Origin of the sequence: Microbacterium sp. CCH5-D1, assembly GCF_001557335.1 — a bacterium.
In the GTDB taxonomy this organism is placed as follows: Bacteria; Actinomycetota; Actinomycetes; order Actinomycetales; family Microbacteriaceae; genus Microbacterium; species Microbacterium oxydans.
The window spans coordinates 1-23,275 of record NZ_LSJW01000206.1; the positions used below are offsets into that span (position 1 = coordinate 1).

General features: G+C 67.9%; 15 protein-coding genes and 1 tRNA gene. 2 read left to right on the top strand and 14 right to left on the bottom strand.

Going from position 1 to position 23,275, the window contains the following annotated elements; translation table 11 throughout:
* The 7 genes from AX744_RS12235 to AX744_RS12265 form a co-directional block, all read right to left on the bottom strand.
* A partial coding sequence (locus tag AX744_RS12235) for a dipeptide ABC transporter ATP-binding protein (RefSeq protein WP_061017150.1) occupies positions 1–1,582 on the bottom strand: 1,582 nt, incomplete at its 3' end.
* Complete coding sequence (locus AX744_RS12240) at positions 1,579–2,448, bottom strand: ABC transporter permease (RefSeq protein ID WP_061017152.1); 870 nt, start codon at positions 2,446–2,448, stop codon at positions 1,579–1,581. The genes AX744_RS12235 and AX744_RS12240, both read right to left, overlap by 4 nt.
* Positions 2,445–3,434, bottom strand: a complete 990-nt coding sequence (locus tag AX744_RS12245) for an ABC transporter permease (RefSeq protein ID WP_082738513.1) — start codon at positions 3,432–3,434, stop codon at positions 2,445–2,447. The genes AX744_RS12240 and AX744_RS12245 overlap by 4 nt, the downstream gene beginning before the upstream one ends.
* The gene (locus AX744_RS12250) at positions 3,431–4,768 is read right to left on the bottom strand and encodes a M20 family metallopeptidase (protein WP_082738514.1); all 1,338 of its coding nucleotides are present in this window, start codon (positions 4,766–4,768) and stop codon (positions 3,431–3,433) included. Before AX744_RS12250 ends, AX744_RS12245 begins: the two co-directional genes overlap by 4 nt.
* A complete protein-coding gene (locus AX744_RS12255) occupies positions 4,765–5,706 on the bottom strand; it encodes an aldo/keto reductase (protein ID WP_061017154.1) in 942 nt (313 codons plus the stop codon). Before AX744_RS12255 ends, AX744_RS12250 begins: the two co-directional genes overlap by 4 nt.
* 389 nt (positions 5,707–6,095) lie before the next feature.
* Positions 6,096–6,180 (bottom strand) — tRNA-Tyr (locus tag AX744_RS12260).
* 86 nt (positions 6,181–6,266) lie between these two features.
* The gene (locus AX744_RS12265) at positions 6,267–7,196 is read right to left on the bottom strand and encodes a PfkB family carbohydrate kinase (protein WP_061017155.1); all 930 of its coding nucleotides are present in this window, start codon (positions 7,194–7,196) and stop codon (positions 6,267–6,269) included.
* A gap of 17 nt (positions 7,197–7,213) precedes the next feature.
* Between AX744_RS12265 and AX744_RS12270 the strand changes: the two genes are divergently transcribed.
* Complete coding sequence (locus AX744_RS12270) at positions 7,214–7,882, top strand: hypothetical protein (RefSeq protein WP_231728802.1); 669 nt, start codon at positions 7,214–7,216, stop codon at positions 7,880–7,882.
* Positions 7,883–8,016: 134 nt separating this feature from the next.
* On the opposite strand, the gene rpoC is transcribed toward AX744_RS12270, so the two are convergent.
* The 6 genes from rpoC to AX744_RS12300 all read right to left on the bottom strand — a co-directional run bounded on the left by rpoC (position 8,017) and on the right by AX744_RS12300 (position 21,252).
* Complete coding sequence (gene rpoC, locus AX744_RS12275) at positions 8,017–11,892, bottom strand: DNA-directed RNA polymerase subunit beta' (protein WP_061017157.1); 3,876 nt, start codon at positions 11,890–11,892, stop codon at positions 8,017–8,019.
* Positions 11,893–11,972: 80 nt separating this feature from the next.
* Positions 11,973–15,476, bottom strand: coding sequence for a DNA-directed RNA polymerase subunit beta (gene rpoB / locus AX744_RS12280; protein ID WP_061017158.1), 3,504 nt, complete (start codon positions 15,474–15,476; stop codon positions 11,973–11,975).
* A 299-nt stretch (positions 15,477–15,775) separates the two neighbouring features.
* Positions 15,776–17,491: an ABC transporter ATP-binding protein gene (locus AX744_RS12285; protein ID WP_231728803.1), complete on the bottom strand. Its 1,716-nt coding sequence runs from the start codon at positions 17,489–17,491 to the stop codon at positions 15,776–15,778.
* Positions 17,488–18,453: an ABC transporter permease gene (locus AX744_RS12290; RefSeq protein ID WP_021199008.1), complete on the bottom strand. Its 966-nt coding sequence runs from the start codon at positions 18,451–18,453 to the stop codon at positions 17,488–17,490. The genes AX744_RS12285 and AX744_RS12290 overlap by 4 nt, the downstream gene beginning before the upstream one ends.
* Positions 18,454–18,487: 34 nt before the next feature.
* Positions 18,488–19,492: an ABC transporter permease gene (locus AX744_RS12295; RefSeq protein ID WP_058630491.1), complete on the bottom strand. Its 1,005-nt coding sequence runs from the start codon at positions 19,490–19,492 to the stop codon at positions 18,488–18,490.
* Positions 19,493–19,578: 86 nt separating this feature from the next.
* Positions 19,579–21,252: an ABC transporter substrate-binding protein gene (locus AX744_RS12300; protein WP_061017160.1), complete on the bottom strand. Its 1,674-nt coding sequence runs from the start codon at positions 21,250–21,252 to the stop codon at positions 19,579–19,581.
* A 163-nt stretch (positions 21,253–21,415) separates the two neighbouring features.
* Between AX744_RS12300 and AX744_RS12305 the strand changes: the two genes are divergently transcribed.
* Positions 21,416–22,336: a sugar kinase gene (locus AX744_RS12305; protein ID WP_052748658.1), complete on the top strand. Its 921-nt coding sequence runs from the start codon at positions 21,416–21,418 to the stop codon at positions 22,334–22,336.
* A gap of 64 nt (positions 22,337–22,400) precedes the next feature.
* Here AX744_RS12305 and AX744_RS12310 read toward each other — a convergent pair whose 3' ends face one another.
* A complete protein-coding gene (locus tag AX744_RS12310; RefSeq protein ID WP_046747341.1) occupies positions 22,401–23,267 on the bottom strand; it encodes a MurR/RpiR family transcriptional regulator in 867 nt (288 codons plus the stop codon).
* Positions 23,268–23,275 lie beyond the last annotated feature (8 nt).

The window sequence follows — 23,275 nt, forward strand, 5'->3', positions numbered from 1 at the left end:
CGACGACACGTCCGTGCCGCATCACGACGATGTCGTGCGCCAGATGGCGGACGACGCCGAGGTCATGACTGATGAAGAGGAGCGAGACGCCGAGCTGCTCCTGCAGCGCCTGCAGCAGGTCGAGAACCTGTGCCTGCACCGAGACGTCGAGCGCTGACACCGGCTCGTCGCACACCAGCACGTCGGGGTTCGTCGCGAGCGCCTTCGCGATCGCGACCCGCTGGCGCTGCCCACCGGAGAGGTCGAGGGGACGGCGTGCGAGCACGGCACCGGTCAGTCCGACCTGGGTCAGCAGCTCCTCGGCGCGCTCCCGACGCCGCTCGCGAGGAACAGCACCCGCGGCGATCGCTTCACCGAGCACCGCGGCCACGTCATAGCGCGGGTCGAACGAGCTGAGCGGATCCTGGGAGATCGACTGGATGCGCGGACGCCGGATTCGTCGCTCCCGCTCGGGGATCCCCGACCATGGCTTCGCGTCGAACACCACCTCGCCGCGATCGGGGGCGAGGGTGCCGAGGACGATCTGCGCGGCCGTGGACTTGCCGGAGCCCGACTCCCCGACCACGCCCAGGGTGGTGCCGCGGCGGAGGGCGAAGGAGACGTCGTCGAGAGCCGTGAGGACACCACCGGGCACGCGGTACGTCTTGTGGAGGCCGCGGGCTTCGATCACGGGGGTCGCGCTCTGCAGGGTGGCCTCCGATGACCGCCGCTCCTGCAGCACCGGCAGCGGGGCGGTCGAAAGACGCGTGCCGCGACGATGCTCGGCCGGAATCGCGTCGATGAGCCGACGCGTGTACGGATGCTGCGGGTCGGCGAAGATCGTGCGTGGAGCTCCCCGCTCGACGACCACGCCCTGGTTCATCACCAGGATCTCGTCGGCGATGCGGCTCACGACGGCGAGGTCGTGGCTGACCAGGAGGATGCCGGTGCCGGTGGTCTTGAGTTCGATCAGCAGATCGATGATCTGCGCCTGCACCGTGACATCGAGCGCCGTCGTCGGTTCATCCGCGATGAGCACGCGCGGCCCACCCGCGATGGCCGACGCGATCAGAGCACGCTGTCGCAATCCACCCGAGAGCTCATGCGGACGCTGCTGCGCGCGCATCCGAGGCTCGGGGACACCGACGCGACCGAGCAGCTCCTCGACGTTGGCCGCACGTGCCCGCCGGGAGCCGATGCCATCGAGACCTTCGGCGACCTCGGCTCCGACCCGACGCAGCGGATCGAGCGAGACCAGCGCGTCCTGATGCACGAGGCCGATCCCACTCCCCCGCACGGCACGCCATCCGCGACCACGCAGCCCCCTCAGGTCGATCGCGCCGTAGCGGAGCTCGGTCGATGTGATCTGCGCGCCGCGGCCGGACAGTCCGAGAAGACTGCGCGCGGTGACACTCTTGCCCGACCCCGATTCACCGACCAGGGCCACGCAGCGTCCGGCAGCGACGGCGAACGACACGCCGTCGACCGCAGGGGCAACGGCCCCGGGGAAGCGCACACGCAGGTCGCGCACCGAGACGATCGCCGTCTCGTGGGCTTCCTCGTCGACGGTCGACACCAGGGGGTGGGAATCGACGACGGTCACAGCGACCTCCTCCGCGAGACGACGCTCTGCTGCCACCAACGGCCGGTCACCGTGACCGAGACCACGGTCAGGGTGATGAAGACTCCGGGCCAGACGCTGACCCACGGAGCGAGCGAGAGGTACTGTCTGGCCTCCGACAGCATCAGCCCCCATTCCGGGGTGGGCGGCACGGCACCGAGTCCGAGGAAGCTCAGCGACGCGCCGAAGATGATGCACACCCCGACGCCGAGCACCGAGTTGACGAGCACGGGGCCGAGACTGTTGGGAACCACGTGCCGCGCGACCACCGTGAGCGACGGCAGCCCGAGCCCCACGGCCGACGAGACGTAGGAGGATCGGCGCACCTGCAGCACTTGAGACCGCACGAGGCGAGCCGCACCGGGGATACGGCCGATACCGACGGCCCAGATGACGCTCGACATCCCCGGGCCGAGCACGGTGATCAGGATCAGCGCGAGCAGCACCTCGGGAAAGGCGAGCAGGATGTCGAGGAACCGGCTGATCAGCCGGTCGGCCAAGCCGCGGGAGTATCCGGCGGCGACCCCGAGCACGATGCCGCCGACGAGGCCGATCGCCGTCGCGAGCAGGCCCAGAGAGAGCGAGTACTGGGCGCCGTGCAGAACGCGTGAGAGCACGTCGCGACCGAGCTGATCGGTACCGAAGGGGTGCGCCGCACTCGGCGCCTGGAGTGAGGAGAGCGGATCACCCTGCAACGGGTCATATGAGGTGAAGGCCCCAGGAGCGAGGCCGATCACGAGCAGGGCGGCGAGCACCGCCATCGCCAGGAGCACGCCGACCGGCGGATGCACCCGTCGGCGCACGAGGCCGTCGGCGGGGGCCGGTTGCAGGACGGCCGAAGCGGTCATGAGCGCGCCTCCTTCAATCTCGGGTCGAACAGCGGGTACACGAGGTCGACCACGATGTTCACGACCACGAACACCAGGGCCGCGAAGACCACGGTGCCCAGCACCACCGGGATGTCGCGGTCGGCGACCGCGGAGACGGCGATGCGGCCGAGGCCCGGACGGGCGAACAGGGTCTCGAGCACTGCTGCGCCGCTGAGCAGCGAGCCGAAGATCAGGGTGCTCAGCGTGAGTGCCGGAATCGCGGCATGGCGCAGCACGTGGTGCGAGCGCAGCCGACTCTCCGAGACACCACGGGCGAGGACGGTCGTCACGAAGGGCTCGTGCAGCGTGTACTCCATGCGCTCGCGGAGCACCTGGGCGAGCACCCCGATGAGCGGCACCGAGAGGGTGACGGCAGGGAGCACGAGGGAGGCGGGACCATTGGCGCCGAAGGCCGGGAAGATCGGGAACGTGAACGAGAGCAGGTTCATCAGCAGGATGCCGAGCCAGAACGACGGCACCGAGATCGCGACCAGCTCGATCGCCTGCGCAGCCAGACGCGCCGAGCGGCGACGTCCGGAAGTGGCGAGCGCGAGTCCCACCGCGACGATGCCGGCGATCGCCATGGCGGTCACCGTGAGCTCGACCGTCGCACCGAGCTCGGAGAAGATGATCTGTGTGACGGGGGCGGAGCGTTGGTAACTGATCCCCAGATCCCCCTGCACCAGGTTCGCGAGGAACGTGAGGTACTGCACGAACACGGGTTGGTCGAGGCCGTAGTACGCGGCGACCTGTTGGCGCAGCTCCGGCGGCGCATCGAGCACCCCGGCGAGCAGGCTGTCGAGCGGATCGCCGGGAATCAGCTTGAGCGCCACGAAAGCGAGGGTCGCCGCTGCCCAGAGCACGATCACCGCGTCGAGCAGCCGGTGCAGGGTGAACGGCAGCCACCCCCCGAAACGGACGCCGCGCACCCGGGTGGCCGGTGCGAGCGCTGCTGTCGCCGTCATCCGTCCCCCCAGCGGTACCGTCCACCGGTCGCGACGAACTCGGCGGAGACCGCCGCCTGCAGCGCCTCGTCGGCGAGGTAGTCGAGTGCTGTCGCTGCGAGACCGATCGCACCGTCGACCAGCGCGTCGAACGCAGGAGGACGCACGGTGGCATCCGCGAAGGCGGCGTTGTGGGGCAGCACGTCGGAGGCCGCGCCCAGACCGAGCGCCGGGTGTATCGCCGGGATGAACTGACTGACGTTGCCCATGTCTGTCGATGGGCCGCCCTGCCGCACGACAGCCGGCCGTACGGGGACGGATCTGCCCTGCCGGGTGAGGGCGGTGGCCCAGCGCTTGTTCAACTCGACGTTCGGGCGCAGCGGGAGGTAGGGCGGCTCGAAGTCGACGTCCAGCTCCGCCGTGGTGCCGGTGCTGAGCGCCGCCGCTTCGAGGATGTCGACCACTCGCTGCGTCAAGGCGTTCAGCGTCGCCACCTCGGTCGAGCGGATGAGGAACTCCGCAGCGGCGCGCTCCGGCACGACGTTGGCCGCCGCGCCGCCGTCGGTGATGATGCCGTGGATCCGGTCGACGGGCAGGATGTGCTGACGCAGCTGCGCCATGCCCTGGTAGGCGGTGACCACGGCGTCGAGCGAGTTGAGACCGAGGTACGGACTGAGCGCGGCGTGGGCCGCGCGACCGCGGTAGGTCACCCGCACGCGGCGCACGCCGCTCGTGCCGCCTCCATACACCGGGGAGACACTGGTACCTCCGCCCGGGTGCACCATCGCCGCGGCATCCACGTCGTCGAAACCGCCGGCGCGGATGATGAGCTCCTTGCCCGCCCCGCCTTCCTCGGCCGGGGTACCGATGATCGACAGGCGCCCTCCGCCCGGCGCGAGATGATCCCGTGCCGCCAGGAAGGCTCCGACTGCCTGACCGGCGATGATGTTGTGCCCGCACGCATGACCGACCTCCGGCAGCGCGTCGTACTCCGCGATGATCGCGAAGTGCGCGTCGCCCTCGCCCACCGTGGCCCGGAAAGCGGTGTCGAGTCCGAAGGCCCCGCGTTGGACGTCGATGCCGTGTGCGTCGAGGAGGTCGGCGATGCGTCCGGAGGAGTAGACCTCCTGGAAGCCGATCTCGGGGTTTTCGTAGAGATCGGTGGCGAGCGCGACGAGCTCGGGGCGCAGACCCCTCACCGACGCGGCGATGCGGTCGTGCGTGCCGTCCGCGGCACCGTCGAAGGCACTCTCGATCGAGGCGTCGGCGGGGATGCTCCCCCGCTGCGGTGCGGCGGTGTCGAAGGCCAGATACGCGTCGAGCGGGTCTGTGCCGGGTCGGATGTCGAGGCTCATCTCTCGTCCTCCGCCGTGCGACGCGGGTCGAAGGCGACGCCGCCGAGCGCATCGGCGACCTCGGTTGCCAGCCGACTCGTCACATCATCCGGCAGTCGCACCTCCAGGGCACGTCGATTCTCGGCGAGGTGTCGGAGGGAGCGCGACCCGACGAGGGCGAGTCCGTTCGGACGCGTGCTCAGCGCCCAGGCGAGGGCGGTCTGCGCTGCCGACAATCCGAACGGTGCTCCCCCCGCGCCGAGCACCCGGAAGACCCGGTCGTACTCGCTGCGCGCCAGCCCACGACCGATCAGCGCCCAGTAGGCGACGAAGGGCACGCCCAGCTCCGCGGCTCTGTCGGCGACCACCGCGTTCGCCGGCGCCGCGATGTTGTACAGGCTCTGCACGGCCGCCGGCACCTCGATTTCGACCAGTTCGTCGAGCTGGGTGAGGTCCGGCTCGCACACACCGAGGTGACCGATCAGCCCGTCGTCGCGGAGCTCGCGCAGCGTTCCCCACTGATCGGAGAGCGGGACGGCAGGGTCGATGCGGTGCAGGTACAGCAGGGGGATCTGATCCCGGCGCAGTCGGAGCAGCGTGGCGTGCACCTGCTGACGAAGATAGTCCGGTCGGCCGAGCACACCCCACCCGTGCGGACCGGTGCGCAGCATCCCGACTTTAGACGCGACGAGCACGTTCTCAGAGGGACGGACGACGTCTCCGATGATCTCGTCGCTGATGCCGGGACCGAGCGCATCGGCGGAGTCGACGTAGTCGTATCCCTCGTCGATCGCCGCACGCAGGAGCCGACGTGGCTCGCCCTCGTCGGAGGCGCGCCCCCATCCGTCACCTGCGGTGAGCCGGGCGGCGCCGAAGCCGAGCCGGGAGACTGGTCGCCCGGCCAGGGTGATGCTCGTCTGCGCCGATGGCGCGACGGCTGGGATGCTGACGGTGTGCACGGGACTCCTCGGGTCGACTTCTGCCCGAAATCTATGGGCTCGCCCGCACCTGCAACCCGTCCGCAGTCACCGTTCGTCGTCGATGGATATCCGGCTTCACGACGCGTAACAGGGAGACTTCGTCGAGCCCGTCGACGCGCGATGCAGGTCCGGTCCCCCATTCACACGGTCCGCTCCGTCGAGGGCCGTGCAGCGGACGTGGCCAGGCGACGACAGCGGTGACGTCGGATACGCACGCCGACCCGTGTGGATGCTCGGAACGCTGTCGCGGGTGCCCGGGATCGGGCTCGCCCTGACCGGCCGTGTCACGTGGAGGTCGCGCGGCTGGTTCGAGGAACAGCTAAGGCCCCGAATCTCGCGTGTATCCGCGGATCTCGGGGCCTTGATTCTGGTGGCGAGTGAGGGATTCGAACCCCCGAATGCAGTGCAGTCTGATTTACAGTCAGATCCCTTTGGCCGCTTGGGTAACTCGCCAGAGCGCACCCGTCCGACTTGAACAGCCAACCGGGGGCACGAGAGACAAGCATACCTGTCCGAGGCGGGTGCAAGAAATCGAAACGTCAGCTGCCGTTCACGCCCCGCCCCGAGTCGGCCAGAGACTCCGGAGTCCGCAGCAGGCCGCCCTCTGCGCGGCAGGTCGCAGCGGCGATGTCCATGGCTCGCAGCAGGAGCACGCGCCACTGCGCCAGGTCGGACGGCGACGCCGAGACCAGGCCCTCGGAGACCGCCGCGAGTGTCGCGTCCCCCGCCCCGACGGTGTCGATCACCGCACCGGGAAGCTGGGCGATGGGCGCGGAGACGACACCGGCGTCCGCATCGATCGTGGCACCTTCCGCTCCCGCGGTCGCCAGTACGGCAGCGGCTCCGAGGCCTCGCAGGCGCCCCCGCAGTGCGTCCAGGTCGCCGTCGTAGAGGATCGCTGCATCATCCGCGCCGACCTTGACGACGGACGCCGACGTCGCCAGCCGCTCGAACCCGCGGACGAACTCCTCGCGATCGCTGAGCATCCCGGTGCGCGGGTTCGGGTCGACGGCGACCCTCGCATCGCCCAGGGCATCGACCAGGGCATCGACCTCTGCCGGCACATCGAAGGGGAAGCAGCTGATGGCGACGAGCGCGGCGTCGGAGATCGCCTGACGCGCCTCATCGGAGTATCGGATGCTGCGCTTCTGCGCCGCCTCATTGAACACGTACTGCGGCTCGCCGTTCGACGCGCGCTGTACGACGGCACGAGAGGAGCCGTGCGGGGCCTCGCTCGAGATCAGGCGCACCCCGTGATCCCCGAGGTACTCGCGGATGTGGGCGCCCGCTTCATCGTCACCGACCATCGCGACCAGCGTGGTGTCGACCCCCAGCCGACGAAGGCCGACGGCCACGTTCAGCGCAGCGCCGCCGACGAGCTCGCGCACCCCCGCATCATCACGGATCTCATCGATCAGGGCATCGCCGATCACGACCACGGAACCGGCAGCAGAAGTCACGTTGCTCACCCGCTGACACTATCGCGGTGCCGGGACGCCCTGACAACACCGCGATCCTCTCGCGTCCCGACGCCGGAGGGCAGTACGGTGTGGCCATGAACCCCCGCCTCGCCGGCGCCGCCGTGGCCCTCTCACTCCTCGTCGCCCTCACGGCGTGCACTCCGCAGGCCGACGCCGGAGGAGGGTCCTCGGCACGACCGACAGCGAGCGACGCGCCCAGCCCGGACGTGACCAGCACGGAGGGGCCCGGAACGCCCTCCCCCACGCCCACCGCCAAGCCCGTCACGCTCCCGACCGACTGCCGCGCGATCCTGTCGGAATCCGTGCTCGCCGAGCTCGGAGACATCCCGCTCAACGACGCCGCCTTCGGACCCTCGGGCGTGGGTGCAGACGGCGCCCTCACCTGCAATTGGGCCGACCCGCGCGCAGACACCACGAGGCTCACGACCACCATCTCGCGGATGAACCGCGGTCCCGCGCTCGACATGCTCAATGCACTCGCCGACGACGAGGGCTTCTCCTGCTTCACGCCGGACGGCGGCACCCGATGCGAGAAGACCTGGCCCAACGAGCAGTACCCCGTGACGGACGGCCGCACCCTGTTCTGGCGTGACGACGTCATGATCGACACCCGCTACTCGAACCTGGCACCGACCGGCTACACCTCGAGCATCATCGAGAACATCTTCCACTGACCCGCCGCGCCCGGAGCCGCGTCGACGGCATGGCGTGAAACCCGGGCACGGAGAAGGCCCCAGGGCGAACCCTGGGGCCTTCTTCGTCACTCAGCACTCAGTTGTGTCGCGACTTCGTCGCTCGACAACCTCAATCAGTTGTAGGTGCCGGGGGTGATGTCGTCCGTCGAGAACGCGTCGAAGTCGACGTAGCCGAAGTCACCATCGGCGTACGCACCGTCGGATGCGAAGATCCGGTTCGGGTAGCGCTCGCTCTTGGCTTCCTCTGTGGCCTCGACCGTGACGTCGCGGTACTTAGAGAGACCGGTTCCGGCGGGGATGAGCTTACCGATGATGACGTTCTCCTTGAGACCGACCAGCGGGTCGCGCTTGCCCTGCATCGCAGCCTCGGTGAGCACGCGGGTCGTCTCCTGGAAGGAGGCGGCCGACAGCCACGATTCGGTCGCGAGCGACGCCTTCGTGATACCCATCAGCTCCGGACGGCCGGACGCGGGGCGCTTGCCCTCTGCCACAGCCTCGCGGTTGATCGACTGGTAGCGCTTGAGGTCGACCATCTCACCCGGGAGCAGGGTCGTGTCGGCGTGATCGACGACGGTGACCTTGCGGAGCATCTGACGGACGATGACCTCGATGTGCTTGTCGTGGATCGGCACACCCTGCGAGCGGTACACGCCCTGGACGCCGCCGACGAGGTAACGCTGCACCTCGCGAGCACCCATGACGCGCATGATCTCCTTGGGGTCGAGCGTGCCCACCAGGATCGGCTGACCGACCGTGACGTGCTGCCCGTCCTCGACGAGAAGCGTGGCACGCTTCAGCACCGGGTAGATGACGGGCTCGTCGCCGCTGTCGGGCGTGAGGATGACCTTCTTGCCCTTGTCGGTCTCGTCGATCGCGATGCGGCCGTCGGCCTCGGCGATCGGCGACGCGCCCTTGGGGGTACGCGCCTCGAAGAGCTCCTGCACGCGGGGCAGACCCTGCGTGATGTCATCCGCCGATGCCGAACCACCCGTGTGGAAGGTACGCATCGTCAGCTGGGTACCGGGCTCACCGATCGACTGGGCCGCGATGATGCCGACGGCCTCGCCGATGTCGACGGTCTTTCCGGTCGCGAGCGAACGGCCGTAGCACTGTGCACACACACCGACGGCGGAGTCGCAGGTCAGGACCGAGCGCACCTTGATGGTCTCGACACCCAGAGCGACGAGCTTGTCGATCAGCACGTCACCGACGTCCTCACCGGCTTCGGCGAGAACCTCGCCCTTGCTGTCGACCACGGCCGAGGCCAGCGTACGGGCGAACACCGAGTTCTCGACGTTCGCGTCGCGCACCAGCTCACCCTGCGAGTTCGGAGCGGCGATCGGGAGCTCGAGGCCCTTCGACGTGCCGCAGTCCTCTTCGCGGATGATGACGTCCTGCGAGACGTCCACCAGACGACGGGTCAGGTAACCCGAGTCGGCGGTACGCAGAGCGGTGTCGGCGAGACCCTTACGGGTACCGTGCGTCGCGATGAAGTACTCCGCAACCGACAGACCCTCGCGGTACGAGGAGATGATCGGACGCGGGATGATCTCACCCTTGGGGTTGTTCACCAGACCACGCATACCGGCGATGTTCCGGATCTGCAGCCAGTTACCACGAGCACCCGACGACACCATGCGGTTGATGGTGTTGTCCTCGGGGAAGTTCGCCTTCATGGCGGCCTGAACCTCGTCGGTGGCCTCGGTCCAGATCTTGATGAGCTCCTGGCGACGCTCAGAGTCGGTCGTCAGACCCTTCTCGTACTGCGACTGGACCTTCGCGGCCTGCTTCTCGTAGCCCGCGACGATCTCCGCCTTGTTCGGCGGCGTGAGGATGTCGCTCAGGGCGACGGTCACACCGGAGCGCGTTGCCCAGTAGAAGCCGGCGTCCTTGATGCGGTCCAGCGACGCAGCCGTCTCGACCTTGGGGTACTCCTCGGCCAGCTTGTTGACGATCTGCGACAGCTTGTTCTTGTCAGCCTGCTCGCGGACGAACGGGTAGCCCTTCGGCAGCGTGTCGTTGAAGATCGCCTGACCCAGCGAGGCGTCGACGAGACCGTGACGCTCGTAGCCCTCGGGAGCTTCGCCCTCGAGGAACGTCAGGCCGGGGATGCGGATGCGGATCTTCGCCTGCAGGTCGAGGGAGCCCTCGTCCTTGGCCAGGATCGCCTCGCCCACCGAACCGAATGCACGGCCCTCGCCGGTCGCGCCTTCCTTGACCGTGGTCAGGTGGTGCAGACCGATGATCATGTCCTGCGAAGGCAGGGTGACCGGACGGCCGTCCGACGGCTTCAGGATGTTGTTCGACGCGAGCATCAGCACGCGGGCCTCGGCCTGAGCCTCGACCGACAGGGGCAGGTGGACAGCCATCTGGTCACCGTCGAAGTCGGCGTTGAACGCCGCGCAGACGAGCGGGTGCAGCTGGATGGCCTTGCCCTCGACGAGCTGGGGCTCGAACGCCTGGATGCCCAGACGGTGCAGGGTGGGTGCACGGTTGAGCAGCACCGGACGCTCGCGGATGATCTCCTCGAGCACGTCCCAGACCTCGGGACGGGTGCGCTCGACGGCACGCTTGGCGGCCTTGATGTTCTGCGAGTGGCCGAGGTCGATCAGACGCTTGATGACGAACGGCTTGAAGAGCTCCAGAGCCATCTGCTTGGGCAGACCGCACTGGTGCAGCTTGAGCTGCGGGCCGACGATGATGACCGAACGGCCGGAGTAGTCGACACGCTTTCCGAGCAGGTTCTGACGGAAACGACCCTGCTTACCCTTCAGCATGTCGCTGAGCGACTTCAGGGCACGGTTGCCGGTACCGGTGACGGGGCGACCACGGCGACCGTTGTCGAACAGTGCGTCCACGGCCTCCTGCAGCATGCGCTTCTCGTTGTTGACGATGATCTCGGGGGCACCGAGGTCGATCAGACGACGAAGACGGTTGTTGCGGTTGATCACGCGGCGGTACAGGTCGTTCAGGTCGGAGGTCGCGAAGCGGCCACCGTCGAGCTGGACCATCGGGCGCAGCTCCGGCGGGATGACCGGGACGACGTCCAGGACCATCGACGCCGGGCTCATCCCGGTCTCGAGGAACGAGCTGACGACCTTCAGGCGCTTGATCGCACGGATCTTGCGCTGGCCCTTGCCCTCGGAGATCTGCAGACGCAGGTTCTCCGCCTCGGCCTCGAGGTCGAAGGCCGCGAGACGACGCTGGATCGACTCGGCACCCATGTAGGCCTCGAAGTACTGACCGAAGCGGTCCTGCAGCTCGTGGAAGACGTCGTCCTCCGGACGGAGTGCGCCGACCTCGAGCGTGCGGAAGTCCTCCCACACGCGCTCCAGCTTCAGGATCGCCTCGTCGGCACCCTTGCGGATGAGCGACATCTCCTTCTCGGCGGCGTCCTTGACCTTCTTCTTGGCGTCGGCCTTGGCACCCTCCGCCTCGAGAGCAGCGAGCTCCTCCTCCAGCTTGGCCAGGCGCTCCGCGATCTTGGCGTCGCGGCGGTCGCCGAGCGTCTTCAGCTCGAGACGGATGTTGTTCTCCTGCGTGCCCAGGTCGCGGTGACGAGCTTCCTCATCGACCGAGATGACCATGTAGGCGGCGAAGTAGATGACCTTCTCGAGGTCCTTCGGTGCCATGTCGAGCAGGTAGCCCAGGCGCGAGGGCACGCCCTTGAAGTACCAGATGTGGGTGACGGGAGCGGCGAGCTCGATGTGACCCATGCGCTCACGACGGACGGAGCTCTTGGTGACCTCCACGCCGCAGCGCTCGCAGACGATGCCCTTGAAGCGGACGCGCTTGTACTTGCCGCAGGCGCACTCCCAGTCGCGAGACGGGCCGAAGATCTGCTCTCCGAAGAGACCGTCCTTCTCCGGCTTGAGGGTGCGGTAGTTGATGGTTTCGGGCTTCTTGACCTCGCCGTAGGACCACGCGCGGATGTGGTCTGCGGTCGCCAGGCCGATGCGAAGCTCATCGAAAGTTGTGGACTCGAGCACTAGTTCTCCTGTGTCGGAAATTCTTTTTGAGAAGTCTGCTTCGGTGGGCCCGAGACGTGGGTCCCGGGCCCTCCGAAGGATTAGATCTCGTCGATCGAGGCGGCCTCGAAGCGGCTGGAGATGTTGATACCGAGTTCCTCTGCGGCGCGGAACGCCTCATCGTCGGTGTCGCGGAGGTTGACCAGCGTGCCGTCGGCCGAGAGGACCTCGACGTTCAGGCAGAGCGACTGCATCTCCTTCATGAGCACCTTGAAGGACTCGGGGATGCCCGGCTCCTGGATGTTCTCGCCCTTGACGATCGCCTCGTACACCTTGACGCGGCCGAGGATGTCGTCGGACTTGATCGTGAGGAGCTCCTGGAGCGCGTACGCGGCGCCGTAGGCCTCGAGGGCCCACACCTCCATCTCACCGAAGCGCTGTCCACCGAACTGCGCCTTACCACCGAGCGGCTGCTGGGTGATCATCGAGTAGGGACCCGTGGAACGTGCGTGGATCTTGTCGTCGACCAGGTGGTGCAGCTTCAGGATGTACATGTAGCCGACCGAGATCGGGGCCGGGAACGGCTCGCCGGAGCGGCCGTCGAACATCTGGGCCTTTCCGGTGGAGTCGATCAGACGGACACCGTCGCGGGTCGGGATGGTCGCGTCGAGGAGACCTGCGATCTCCTCCTCGCTCGCACCGTCGAACACCGGGGTCGCGACCTTCGTGCCGGGGGCTGCCTCGAAGGCCTGCTCCGGCAGACGCACTGCCCACTCCGGTGTGCCCTCGACCTTCCAGCCCTGCTTCGCGATCCACCCGAGGTGGGTCTCGAGCACCTGGCCGAAGTTCATTCGACCCGGGATGCCGAGCGGGTTCAGGACGATGTCGACCGGGGTGCCGTCCGCCATGAACGGCATGTCCTCGATCGGGAGGATCTTCGCGATGACACCCTTGTTGCCGTGACGGCCGGCGAGCTTGTCACCCTCGGTGATCTTGCGCTTCTGGGCGATGTAGACCACGACGCGGCGGTTGACGCCGGAGCCGAGCTCGTCGTCGCCGTCCTCGGCGTTGAACTCCTTGACCGCGATGATCGTGCCCTGCTCGCCGTGAGGCACCTTCAGGGACGTGTCGCGGACCTCGCGGCTCTTCTCGTTGAAGATCGCGCGGAGCAGACGCTCCTCGGCCGACAGCTCGGTCTCACCCTTCGGCGTGACCTTGCCGACGAGGATGTCGCCGGGGCGGACCTCGGCACCGATGCGGATGATGCCGCGCTCGTCGAGGTCCTTCAGCAGCTCCGGGCTGACGTTGGGGAGGTCACGGGTGATCTCCTCCTTGCCGAGCTTGGTGTCGCGGGCGTCGACCTCGTACTCCTCGATGTGGATCGAGGAGAGGGTGTCGTCCTTCACCAGGTCCTGGCTCAGGATGATCGCGTCCTCGAAGTTGTAGCCCTCCCACGTCATGAACGCGACGAGGAGGTTCTTCCCGAGGGCCAGCTCGCCGTTCTCGGTGGCGGGGCCATCGGCGATGACCTCTCCGACCTCGACGCGCTCACCGGCGTTGACGACGACCTTCTGGTTGTAGGACGTGCCCTGGTTCGAGCGGTCGAACTTGCGCAGGTGGTACTCCTGCGTTCCGCCCTCGTCGAGCATGACCACGACGCGGTCCGCGGAGACCTCGGAGACGACACCGGCCTTCTCGGCGGTGATCACGTCACCGGCGTCGATGGCCGTGTAGCCCTCCATACCGGTTCCGACGAGCGGCGAGTCGCTGCGCAGCAGCGGCACGGCCTGACGCTGCATGTTGGCACCCATGAGGGCGCGCTGTGCATCGTCGTGCTCGAGGAAGGGGACGAGCGAGGTCGCGACGGACACCATCTGGCGCGGCGAGACGTCGATGTAGCCGATGTCCTCGGGGAGGAACATGTCGACCTCGCCGCTGCCGCCCTTCGGGCGTGCCAGGACGTGGCTCTCGACGAAGCGACCCTTGGCATCGAGCGGGGCGTTGGCCTGCGCGATGTTGAAGTCGACCTCTTCGGAAGCCGTCAGGTAGTCGATCTGCTCGGTGACGACACCGTCGACGACCTTGCGGTACGGGGTCTCGATGAAGCCGAACGAGTTGATGCGCGCGAAGGTCGCGAGCGCACCGATCAGACCGATGTTCGGGCCTTCAGGAGTCTCGATCGGGCACATGCGGCCGTAGTGCGACGGGTGGACGTCACGGACCTCGACACCGGCGCGGTCACGCGAGAGACCACCGGGGCCGAGCGCGGAGAGACGACGCTTGTTCGTCAGACCCGCGAGCGGGTTGTTCTGGTCCATGAACTGCGACAGCTGCGAGGTTCCGAAGAACTCCTTGATCGCGGCGACGACGGGGCGCACGTTGATCAGGGTCTGCGGCGTGATGGCCTCGATGTCCTGCGTGGTCATGCGCTCGCGGACGACGCGCTCCATGCGGGACAGACCCGTGCGGACCTGGTTCTGGATGAGCTCGCCGACCGCGCGGATGCGACGGTTGCCGAAGTTGTCGATGTCGTCGGTCGCGAGACGGATCTCGGCCTTCTTGCCGCCGCGGATACCGGTGAAGGTCTCCTCGGTGCCTGCGTGCAGACGCACGAGGTACTTGATCGTGGCCACGATGTCCTCGACGGTGAGCACCGACGAGGTCAGCGGCTGGTCGAGGCCCAGCTTGTGGTTGATCTTGTAGCGACCGACCTTGGCGAGGTCGTAGCGCTTCGGGTTGAAGTAGAAGTTGTCGAGAAGCGCACGCGCGGCTTCGGCTGCGACCTGCTCGCCCGGACGGAGCTTGCGGTAGATGTCGCGGAGAGCATCTTCCTTCGTGACGATCGTGTCCTTCGCGAGCGTCTCCTCGATCGAGGTGTAGCCGGCGAACTCGGCCAGGATCTCCTCGCTGGTCATGCCCAGCGCCTTGAGGAAGACCGTGACGGACTGCTTGCGCTTGCGGTCGACACGCACGCCGACCTGGTCGCGCTTGTCGATCTCGAACTCGAGCCATGCACCACGGCTCGGGATGACGCGCGCCGAGACGATGTCCTTGTCACTCGTCTTGTCGGGGGTCTTGTCGAAGTAGACACCCGGCGAGCGCACGAGCTGCGAGACGACGACGCGCTCGGAGCCGTTGATGATGAACGTGCCCTTGTCGGTCTGGAGCGGGAAGTCGCCCATGAAGACCGTCTGGGTCTTGATCTCACCCGTGAGGTGGTTCATGAACTCGGCCTCGACGTACAGCGGAGCGGCGTAGGTCTTGCCACGCTCCTTGCACTCCTCGATCGAGTACTTCTCCGGCTCGAGGTACGGGTTCGTGAACGACAGCTGCATCGTCTCGCCGAGGTCCTCGATCGGAGAGATCTCCTCGAAGATCTCGCCGAGGCCGCTGTTCTCGTTCACGTCGGTACGACCGGCGGCCTTGGCCTCGGCCACGCGCGCCTTCCAGGCGTCGTTGCCGACCAGCCAACCGAAGGACTCGGTCTGCAGGGCGAGAAGGTCAGGGACCGTCAGCGTGTCGGAGATCTTGGCGAACGAAAGACGGGAAGCTCCGCGTCCGTTCTTGGTGGTGGTGGATGTGGATGCGTTGCGAGCAGCAGCCAAGGGAATAACCTCCGTGAGCCCCGCAGGGCTTCTCGATTCCTTTGTCGTCAGGTGGAGTGTGCGCCCGGGAACTCAACAGATGCCGACCACCATATGAGGGCAGGGAGAAGCGAGCGCAACTACCAACTATACGCACGATTCTGCGACATGGCAAGCGCAATCCTTGACCAATCTTCGAACCTGCGGTATTGGCACCCCGCCGGAGTCGTCCACACCCACCGTCAGCGCCGAGACCCATCGCCGCAGACGTCTGCGGCGATGGGTCTCGGCGGGCGGGATGGGTGTCGGCGAACGGGGCCTCAGGAGGCGATGTTCAGCTCGTTGCCCGGGATCGACGCCAGCAGACGCCTCGTGTAGGGGTCGCGCGGGTTCGTGAAGATCTCCTCCGAGGTCGCGGCCTCCACCAGCTTCCCGTCCTTCATGACGCACACGTAGTCGCTGATCAGGCGCACCACCGCGAGGTCGTGCGAGATGAACAGGTAGCTCAGGCCGTACTCGCTCTGCAGGTCGCCGAGCAGCTTCAGGATCTGATCCTGCACGAGCACGTCGAGCGCCGACACGGGCTCGTCGCACACGATCAGATCGGGCGAGAGCGCGAGCGCACGGGCGATCGCGACGCGCTGCCGCTGACCGCCCGAGAGCTCGGACGGGTAGCGACGCAGCATGGACTGCGGCAGCGCCACGTCGTCGAGCAGTTGCCGCACGCGCTTGCGACGATCCGCAGTGCTCCCCCGCTTGTAGAACTCCAACGGTTCGGCGATCAGCCGCTCGATCGTGAACATCGGGTTCAGGCTCGAGTACGGGTCCTGGAAGATGGGCTGCACCCGCTGGCGGAAGTCCTTCGTCTCCGCCCGGCTCAGCGACGCGATGTCCTTGCCCTCGTAGCGGATCAGCCCGCTCGTGGGCTCGATCACCTTGAGCAGCATCCGCGCGGTCGTGGTCTTGCCCGAACCGGACTCCCCCACGATCGCGACCGTCTCCCCGCGCGGGATCACCAGCGACACGTCGTCGACCGCGACGAAGTCCTCCCCGCGGCCGCGTACCGGGTAGACCTTGGTGAGGTTCTCGATCTCGACGATGTTGCCCTTCGACGAGCCCTGGGAGCCGGGAACCCCGGGGGTCGCTGATCCTGTCGAAGCGTCCGTCGCCGAGTCCACCGGCTCCTGCACCCGGAACGCCTCCGGCCGCAGACGGGCCGCCGCCACCGAGGGTGCCGCCTTCACGAGCGACTGCGTGTACGGATGTTGCGGATCCTCCAGGATCTGCCGGGCGTCGCCCTGCTCCACGACCTTGCCGCGGTGCATCACGATCACCCGTTCCGCGCGCTCGGCAGCGAGTCCCAGGTCGTGGGTGATGAGCAGCACCGCCGTTCCCAGCTCGCGCGTCATCTGCCCGATCTGATCGAGGATGGTCTGCTGCACGGTGACGTCGAGGGCGCTGGTGGGCTCGTCGGCGATCAGCAGGCGCGGCTTGCAGGCCAGACCGATCGCGATGAGCGCCCGCTGGCGCATGCCGCCGGAGAACTCGTGCGGGTACTGCTTCGCGCGCCGCGCCGGATCAGGGAGCCCGGCGGCGGTCAGGGCCTCGACCACCTTCGCCTGCACGTTCTGCCGCGTGGCGAGGCCGTGCGCGAGCAGCGTCTCCGCCACCTGTGTGCCGATCTTCGCCACCGGGTTCAGGTTCGACATCGGGTCCTGCGGCACGAGGCCGATGTCGCGGCCGCGGATCGTGCGCAGTTCGTTCTCCGGCGCTCGGGAGATCTCCTTGCCATCGAGGCGGATGCTGCCGGAGGCGATCCGGCCTCCCCCGGCGAGCAACCCGATGATGGCCATCGCGGTGGTGGATTTGCCCGAACCGGACTCTCCCACGATCGCGACCGTCTCACCGGGACGGATCTCGAGGTCGACGCCCTCGACCGCGTGCACGACACCGTCCATGGTGGCGAAGTCCACGGCGAGGCCCTGGACCGACAGCAACGGCTCGGTCGACATCTGCTTCTCCTTCGCGGCGCTCATCGCGCCCTCGTCCGTGGGTCCATCGCCTCGCGCAGCGCCTCACCCAGCAGGGTGAAGCCGAGCGCCGTGACGGCGATGCAGATGCCGGGCAGGAAGGCGAGCCAGGGTGCGATGGCGAGCTCGGCCTGTGCGTAGGTGAGCATGCGCCCCCACTCGGCCGTCTCCGGGCGGCCTCCGCCGAGGCCGAGGAACGACAGCGCCGCCGCATCGATCACGGCGGTGGCGAGCGTCAGGGTCCCCTGCACGATCACGGGGCCGATGGCGTTGGGCAGCACGTGCGACATGGTGATCTTGCCGCGGCCGAGACCGAGCGTCTGCGCCGAGAGCACGTAGTCGCTGGAGCGCTGCTGCAGCATGGATGCGCGCAGCAGCCGGGCGAAGATCGGCACCTGCGACGCCCCGATCGCGATCATGATCGCGAAGGGCGTCTGCCCGAGGATCGCGGCGATCGAGACGGCCAACAGCAGGTTCGGCACCGACAGGATGATGTCGACGATGCGCATGATGAGCGTGTCCACCCATCCGCCGAACGTGCCGGCGAGCAACCCGAGGATCATGCCGCCGACCAGGCCCATCGCGGTGGAGATGACACCGATCATGAGCGACGCCTGCGCACCCCAGATGAGCTTGGACAGCACGTCGCCGCCGAAGCGGTCGAGGCCCAGCGGGAACTGCGGCAGCTCCCCCGGCCCCGGGATGTAGGTCGGCGTGATGTACTTCGCGCCGGGCAGCGCCGTCTCCGGGTAGGGAGCGATCAGAGGTGCGAGAGCGGCGATGAGCAGGAACGCCACCACGATGGCCGCGCCGATCCATGCCGTCGGATTGCGGCGGAGGCGGCGGAACACATCCCGCCAGAAGCCGCCGGAGCCGTTCTTCAGGTCGGCCTGGGCGATGGCGACGGTGTCGATGCTGCCGCCGCTCTCCGCCGAGGGACCTTGGGCGGGCGGGAGTGCGATGGTCATGCGACCGCCTCCTTTCGGACGATGGAGAGGGACATCACTGGACCCTCACTCTCGGGTCGATGAAGCTGTAGGAGACGTCGACCGCCAGGTTGATCAGCGCATACGCGATCGCGATGAAGATGATGAACCCCTGGAGGACGGGGAAGTCCCTGGTGAAGATCGCCCTCGCCAGGAACGAGCCGATGCCCGGGAAGGCGAACACCGTCTCGGTGAGCACCGCCCCGGATATCAGCAGCCCGGTCTGCAGGCCGATCGTGGTGATCACCGGGAGCATGGCGTTGCGCAGGATGAAGCGGTTGCGCAGCGTCGGCGCACCGACGCCCTTGGCCCGACCGGTGCGCACGTAGTCCGCGTTCTGCACCTCCAGGACACTGGCCCTGGTGATGCGGACGATGATCGCGAGCGGGATCGTACCCAGCGCGAGCGCCGGGAGGATCAGGTGCAGGATCGCATCCCATGCGGCATCGAACTCTCCGGTGATGATGCCGTCCCACACATAGAACCCGGTGGGATGGGTCGCGTCTATTCGTGGATTCTGTCGTCCGTCCGACGGCAGCCAGCCCAGCTGCACCGCGAAGACGTACTTCAGGATGAAGGCGAGGAAGAACACCGGGATGGTGATGCCGATCAGGCTCAGCACCACGGATGCGTGGTCGGTGAACTTGCCGTGGCGGCGGGCGGCCCAGTATCCGAGCGGGATGCCGATGCCGACCGCGAAGATGAGCGCCATCACGCTGAGTTCGAGCGTCGCGGGGAAGCGCCGCATGAACTCCTCGGTCACCGGACGGTTGGTCTGGATGGAGGTTCCGAAGTCTCCTTGGAGGAGCCGCCCGATCCAGATGAAGTACTGCTCGATGAGCGGCTTGTCGAAGCCGTAGAGCTCGTTGACTCTGGCGACGGCCTCGGGTGTGGCCTTCTCGCCGAGCAGGGCGACCGCGGGGCCGCCGGGAAGGGCCCTGACCCAGGCGAACAGCAGGATGCTGAGCCCGAACAGGGTGGGGATGAGGAACAGCAGTCGCCTGCCGATGGTGCGCAGCACGAAGATCTCCGTCGATCAGAAGGTACGTCGTTCCCCGGTCCCGCCGAAGGGGTGGGACCGGGGAACGACGTATCAAGTGGTCAGGCCTACTTGGTGAGGACGATGTCCGTGAAGACCTCGTCGTTCACCGGGCTGGCGGGGTAGCTCTTCACGCGCGGGTCGAACGCCAGGGTCGGCGCCGGGTGCGCGAGCGGAACACCGGGGATGAACTGGGCGACCATCTCGTTGATCTCCTCGTACAGCGCCGTCTGGTCCTCGAGGTTCGAGACGCCGCGCGCCTCGTTCAGCTTCTGGAACAGCTCGGGGTTGTCGAAGCCCCACTCGGAGCTCTGCTGGCCGAAGAAGACGCCGACGAAGTTGTCGGTGTCGTTGTAGTCACCGGTCCAGCCGAGCAGGTGGATGCCATGGTCCGAGGTGCCGGTGGTGCGGTCGAGGTATTCGACCCACTCCTCCGAGACCGGGGTGGTCTCGACGCCGACCTCTGACAGCTGCGACGACAGCACGGTGAAGATCTGCTCGGGGTCCGGCATGTACGGACGCGACACGTTGACCGGGTAGTTGAAGGTGAGCTTCAGCGGGTTCGCCTCGGTGTAGCCCGCCTCGGCCAGCAGCGACTTCGCCTTCTCGGGGTCGTAGTCGTAGGTCGTGACATCGGGGTTGTAGCCGTTGACGACCTCGGGGACGAACTCGATGGCCTTCTGCGTGCCCTCCGGCAGCACCTGGCTGATCAGCGCGTCCTTATCGACCGCGTACGAGAGCGCCTCACGCACCTTCGGGTCCTGCAGCTCCGGCACCGCCTGGTTGAAGGCGAGGTACAGGATCGTGAACGGCGGGCGCGACACCATCGTGAAGCCGTCGTCCTCGAGAGCCTTGGTGTCGGCCGGTCCGACGAGGTCGTAGCCGTCGATCGAGCCGGATTCGAGCGCCTGGCGGCGTGCGGTCGGGTCGTCGATCGTGCGGAAGATGATCTCGTCGATCTGCCCCTTCTCGCCCCAGTACCCGTCGTAGGACTTGAGCGTGACCTGCTCGCCCGGCGCCCACTCGTCGAAGGCGTAGGGGCCGGTGCCGACCGGGTGGCCCATGGCGTACTCGGACAGCTGCGGGGCCTCGGCGGAACCGCTGACCTCATCCGCACCGAACTCCTGCATCGCCGAGGGGCTCTGCATGGCGAAGGCCGGGAGCGAGAGCGAGGCGACGAAGCCGGCGAACGGCTTGTTGAGCTCGATCGTCACCGAGTTCTCGCCGTCGGGGGTGCAGGACTTGTAGACGGCGTCGGCCGCGTTGGAGGCGTACCCCTTGAAGAGCTTGTTGTAGTAGTACCCGAAGGCTTCGGAAGCCGCGAGACCGGTCCAGTTGAACCAGCGGTCGAAGTTCACACAGACGGCCTCGGCGTTGAACGGCGTGCCGTCCTGGAACGTGACGTCCTTCTTCAGCTCGAAGGTGTGCGACATGCCGTCCTCCGACGAATCCCACGACTCGGCGAGCAGCGGTGCCGGGTCGGCGGTGCCGGGCTCGGTGCCGACGAGACCCTCGAAGATCTGGCGCGAGACGCGGAAGCTCTCGCCGTCCTGCGCGAAGGCGGGGTCGAGGCTCGCCGGGTCCGAGGACGCAGCGAACACGAACGTCCCGTCGACGTCGCCCGATCCTTCCGAGCCCTCGTCGCCACGCTCACTGGCGACGCAGCCGGCGAGCGCGAGCGCTGCGATCGCGGCTCCGGTTACGGCGACGAGTCCTCGCCGACGCTTGACTGATTGGTGCATTGTGTGACCTTCCCTGTCGGGCGCTTCTTTGCGCGTCCCGAGGCTTCCTCGCCTCGGTGACGGTGATGACTCGACGGTACCCAGCAGATCCTCAGATACCAAACGCATCCAGGTTGCAATCCGATATCGGCGGGACCGGCATCGATCCGGTAGTGTCCAGATCGTGCCAGACACCACTCCGCTCGCCGTCTGCTTCGGAGAGGGCATGGTCGCCCTCGTCGCCGCCACCGCGGGTCCGCTCGAGGACTGCCGGACCTTCCACCGCTCCCTCGCCGGGGCGGAGTGGAACACCGCGATCGCTCTGGCGTCGGCAGGTGTGCGCACGTCGGTCCTCTCCCGCGTCGGTGACGACGGCTTCGGGCGCTTCCTCACCGCTGAGCTGCGCGCCCACGGCGTCGACGACTCCGCGGTCGAGGTCGACGGCGACGCACCCACCGGGCTTTACGTGAAGGAGCTGTCGGCACGGGAGGACGGTGCCGTCGACGGCACCATGCACTACTACCGCGCCGGGTCGGCCGCCGCGTCCCTGTCGCCCCGGACGCTCACGACGCCGGTGGCATCCGCACTCCTCGGCGATGCGGCGCTCGTGCACACCTCGGGGATCACACCCGCGTTGTCGGCCTCAGCCCTCGCCGCCCAGGAAGCGCTGTTCACGGAGCGACGCCCCGGCCGCCTGCTCAGCTTCGATGTGAACTGGCGACCCGCGCTCTGGCTCGGACGCGAGGCCGAGGGCCGCAGGATCGTCGCGGACTTCGCATCCCGCGCCGACATCGTGTTCTGCACCCGACCCGACGCGGAGGCCGTGTTCGGCACGAGCGAGCCGCAGCGGATCCGCGCCCTGTTCCCCCACCCGCGCCATCTGCTCATCACCGACGCGAGCGGTGCCGTGGCGTTCGACGGCACCGAGACCGCCGAGAGCGACGCGCTCGACGCGCCCGTGGTGGAGACCATCGGCGCAGGCGATGCCTTCGCGGCCGGCTTCCTCGCCGGGGTGCTCACCGGCCTCTCGCTGACGGGGAGCCTCGCGCGCGGACATCGCATCGCGACCCGCGCCCTGGTCAGCACCCGCGACCACGTCGACTGAGCCTTCTCGAGCCTGCCTTCTCGCACCGGTGCTTCTCGCCGGGCCTCAACTGCGACGCCGGGCCTCAGCTGCGACGCCGGGCCGGGACCGCGTCGTGAGTGCGCTGCAGCGAGACGGCGACCGGCTCCCCGCGGTGCTGCACGACCCGCACGAAGAGCACATCGACGAGCGCGAGCTGTGCGATGCGGCTCGACATCGCGGCCATCCGGAAGGGGGATTCGTGCGCGTGCGTGAGCAGCACGACATCGGCCGCCAGTGCCACAGGCGAGTCCGCAGCGCTGGTGACCGCGACCGCGAGCGCACCGGCGTCGCGCGCGACCTCGAGGGCACGCAGTGTCTCGGTGGTCTCGCCGCCATGGGAGAAGGCGATCGCCACGTCGGCGGCACTGCGCAGCGAAGCCGTCGTGACCGCGAGGTGCGGGTCGGCCGAGTGCGAGACGGAGCAGCCGATGCGCGACAGCTTCAGCTGCAGGTCCTGCGCCGTCAGCGATGACGCGGCCTGGCCGAAGAGATCGATGTGCCGGGCATCGACGACCGCACGGGCGACCCTGTCGAGCGCGGCCGCGTCGAGGGCGAGCGCGGTCTTCTCGATCGCGTCGATCTCCTGGGCGGCGAGCTTGGCGGCGATCGCGCTCGGACCGTCGTCGGGGTCGATCGCGGTGGTGTCCAGACCGAACCGTGCCTGCTGCGCCTGCTCCAGGGTGATCGCGCGCGCGACCGCGACCCTGAGTTCGCGGTAGCCGCTGTATCCGAGGGACTGGGCGTAGCGGGCGACCGTCGAGAGCGAGGTCTGACAGAGCTGGGCGAGGTCGTTGATCGCCAGGTCGACGACCAGGGTCGGGTCGCCCAGGATCTTCTCCGCGACGCGCGCCTCTGCGGCGCTCACCTTGGGAAGGGAGCGCCGCACCAGAGCGAGAACGTCATCGTCCATGGAGGGTC

What these genes read in the sequence shown, in the direction of transcription:
- AX744_RS12285 (WP_231728803.1), bottom strand. Translation starts at nt 17,491, where the DNA reads ATGAGCGCCGCGAAGGAGAAGCAGATGTCGACCGAGCCGTTGCTGTCG.
- AX744_RS12300 (WP_061017160.1), bottom strand. Translation starts at nt 21,252, where the DNA reads ATGCACCAATCAGTCAAGCGTCGGCGAGGACTCGTCGCCGTAACCGGA.
- AX744_RS12240 (WP_061017152.1), bottom strand. Translation starts at nt 2,448, where the DNA reads ATGACCGCTTCGGCCGTCCTGCAACCGGCCCCCGCCGACGGCCTCGTG.
- AX744_RS12245 (WP_082738513.1), bottom strand. Translation starts at nt 3,434, where the DNA reads ATGACGGCGACAGCAGCGCTCGCACCGGCCACCCGGGTGCGCGGCGTC.
- AX744_RS12310 (WP_046747341.1), bottom strand. Translation starts at nt 23,267, where the DNA reads ATGGACGATGACGTTCTCGCTCTGGTGCGGCGCTCCCTTCCCAAGGTG.
- AX744_RS12250 (WP_082738514.1), bottom strand. Translation starts at nt 4,768, where the DNA reads ATGAGCCTCGACATCCGACCCGGCACAGACCCGCTCGACGCGTATCTG.
- AX744_RS12290 (WP_021199008.1), bottom strand. Translation starts at nt 18,453, where the DNA reads ATGACCATCGCACTCCCGCCCGCCCAAGGTCCCTCGGCGGAGAGCGGC.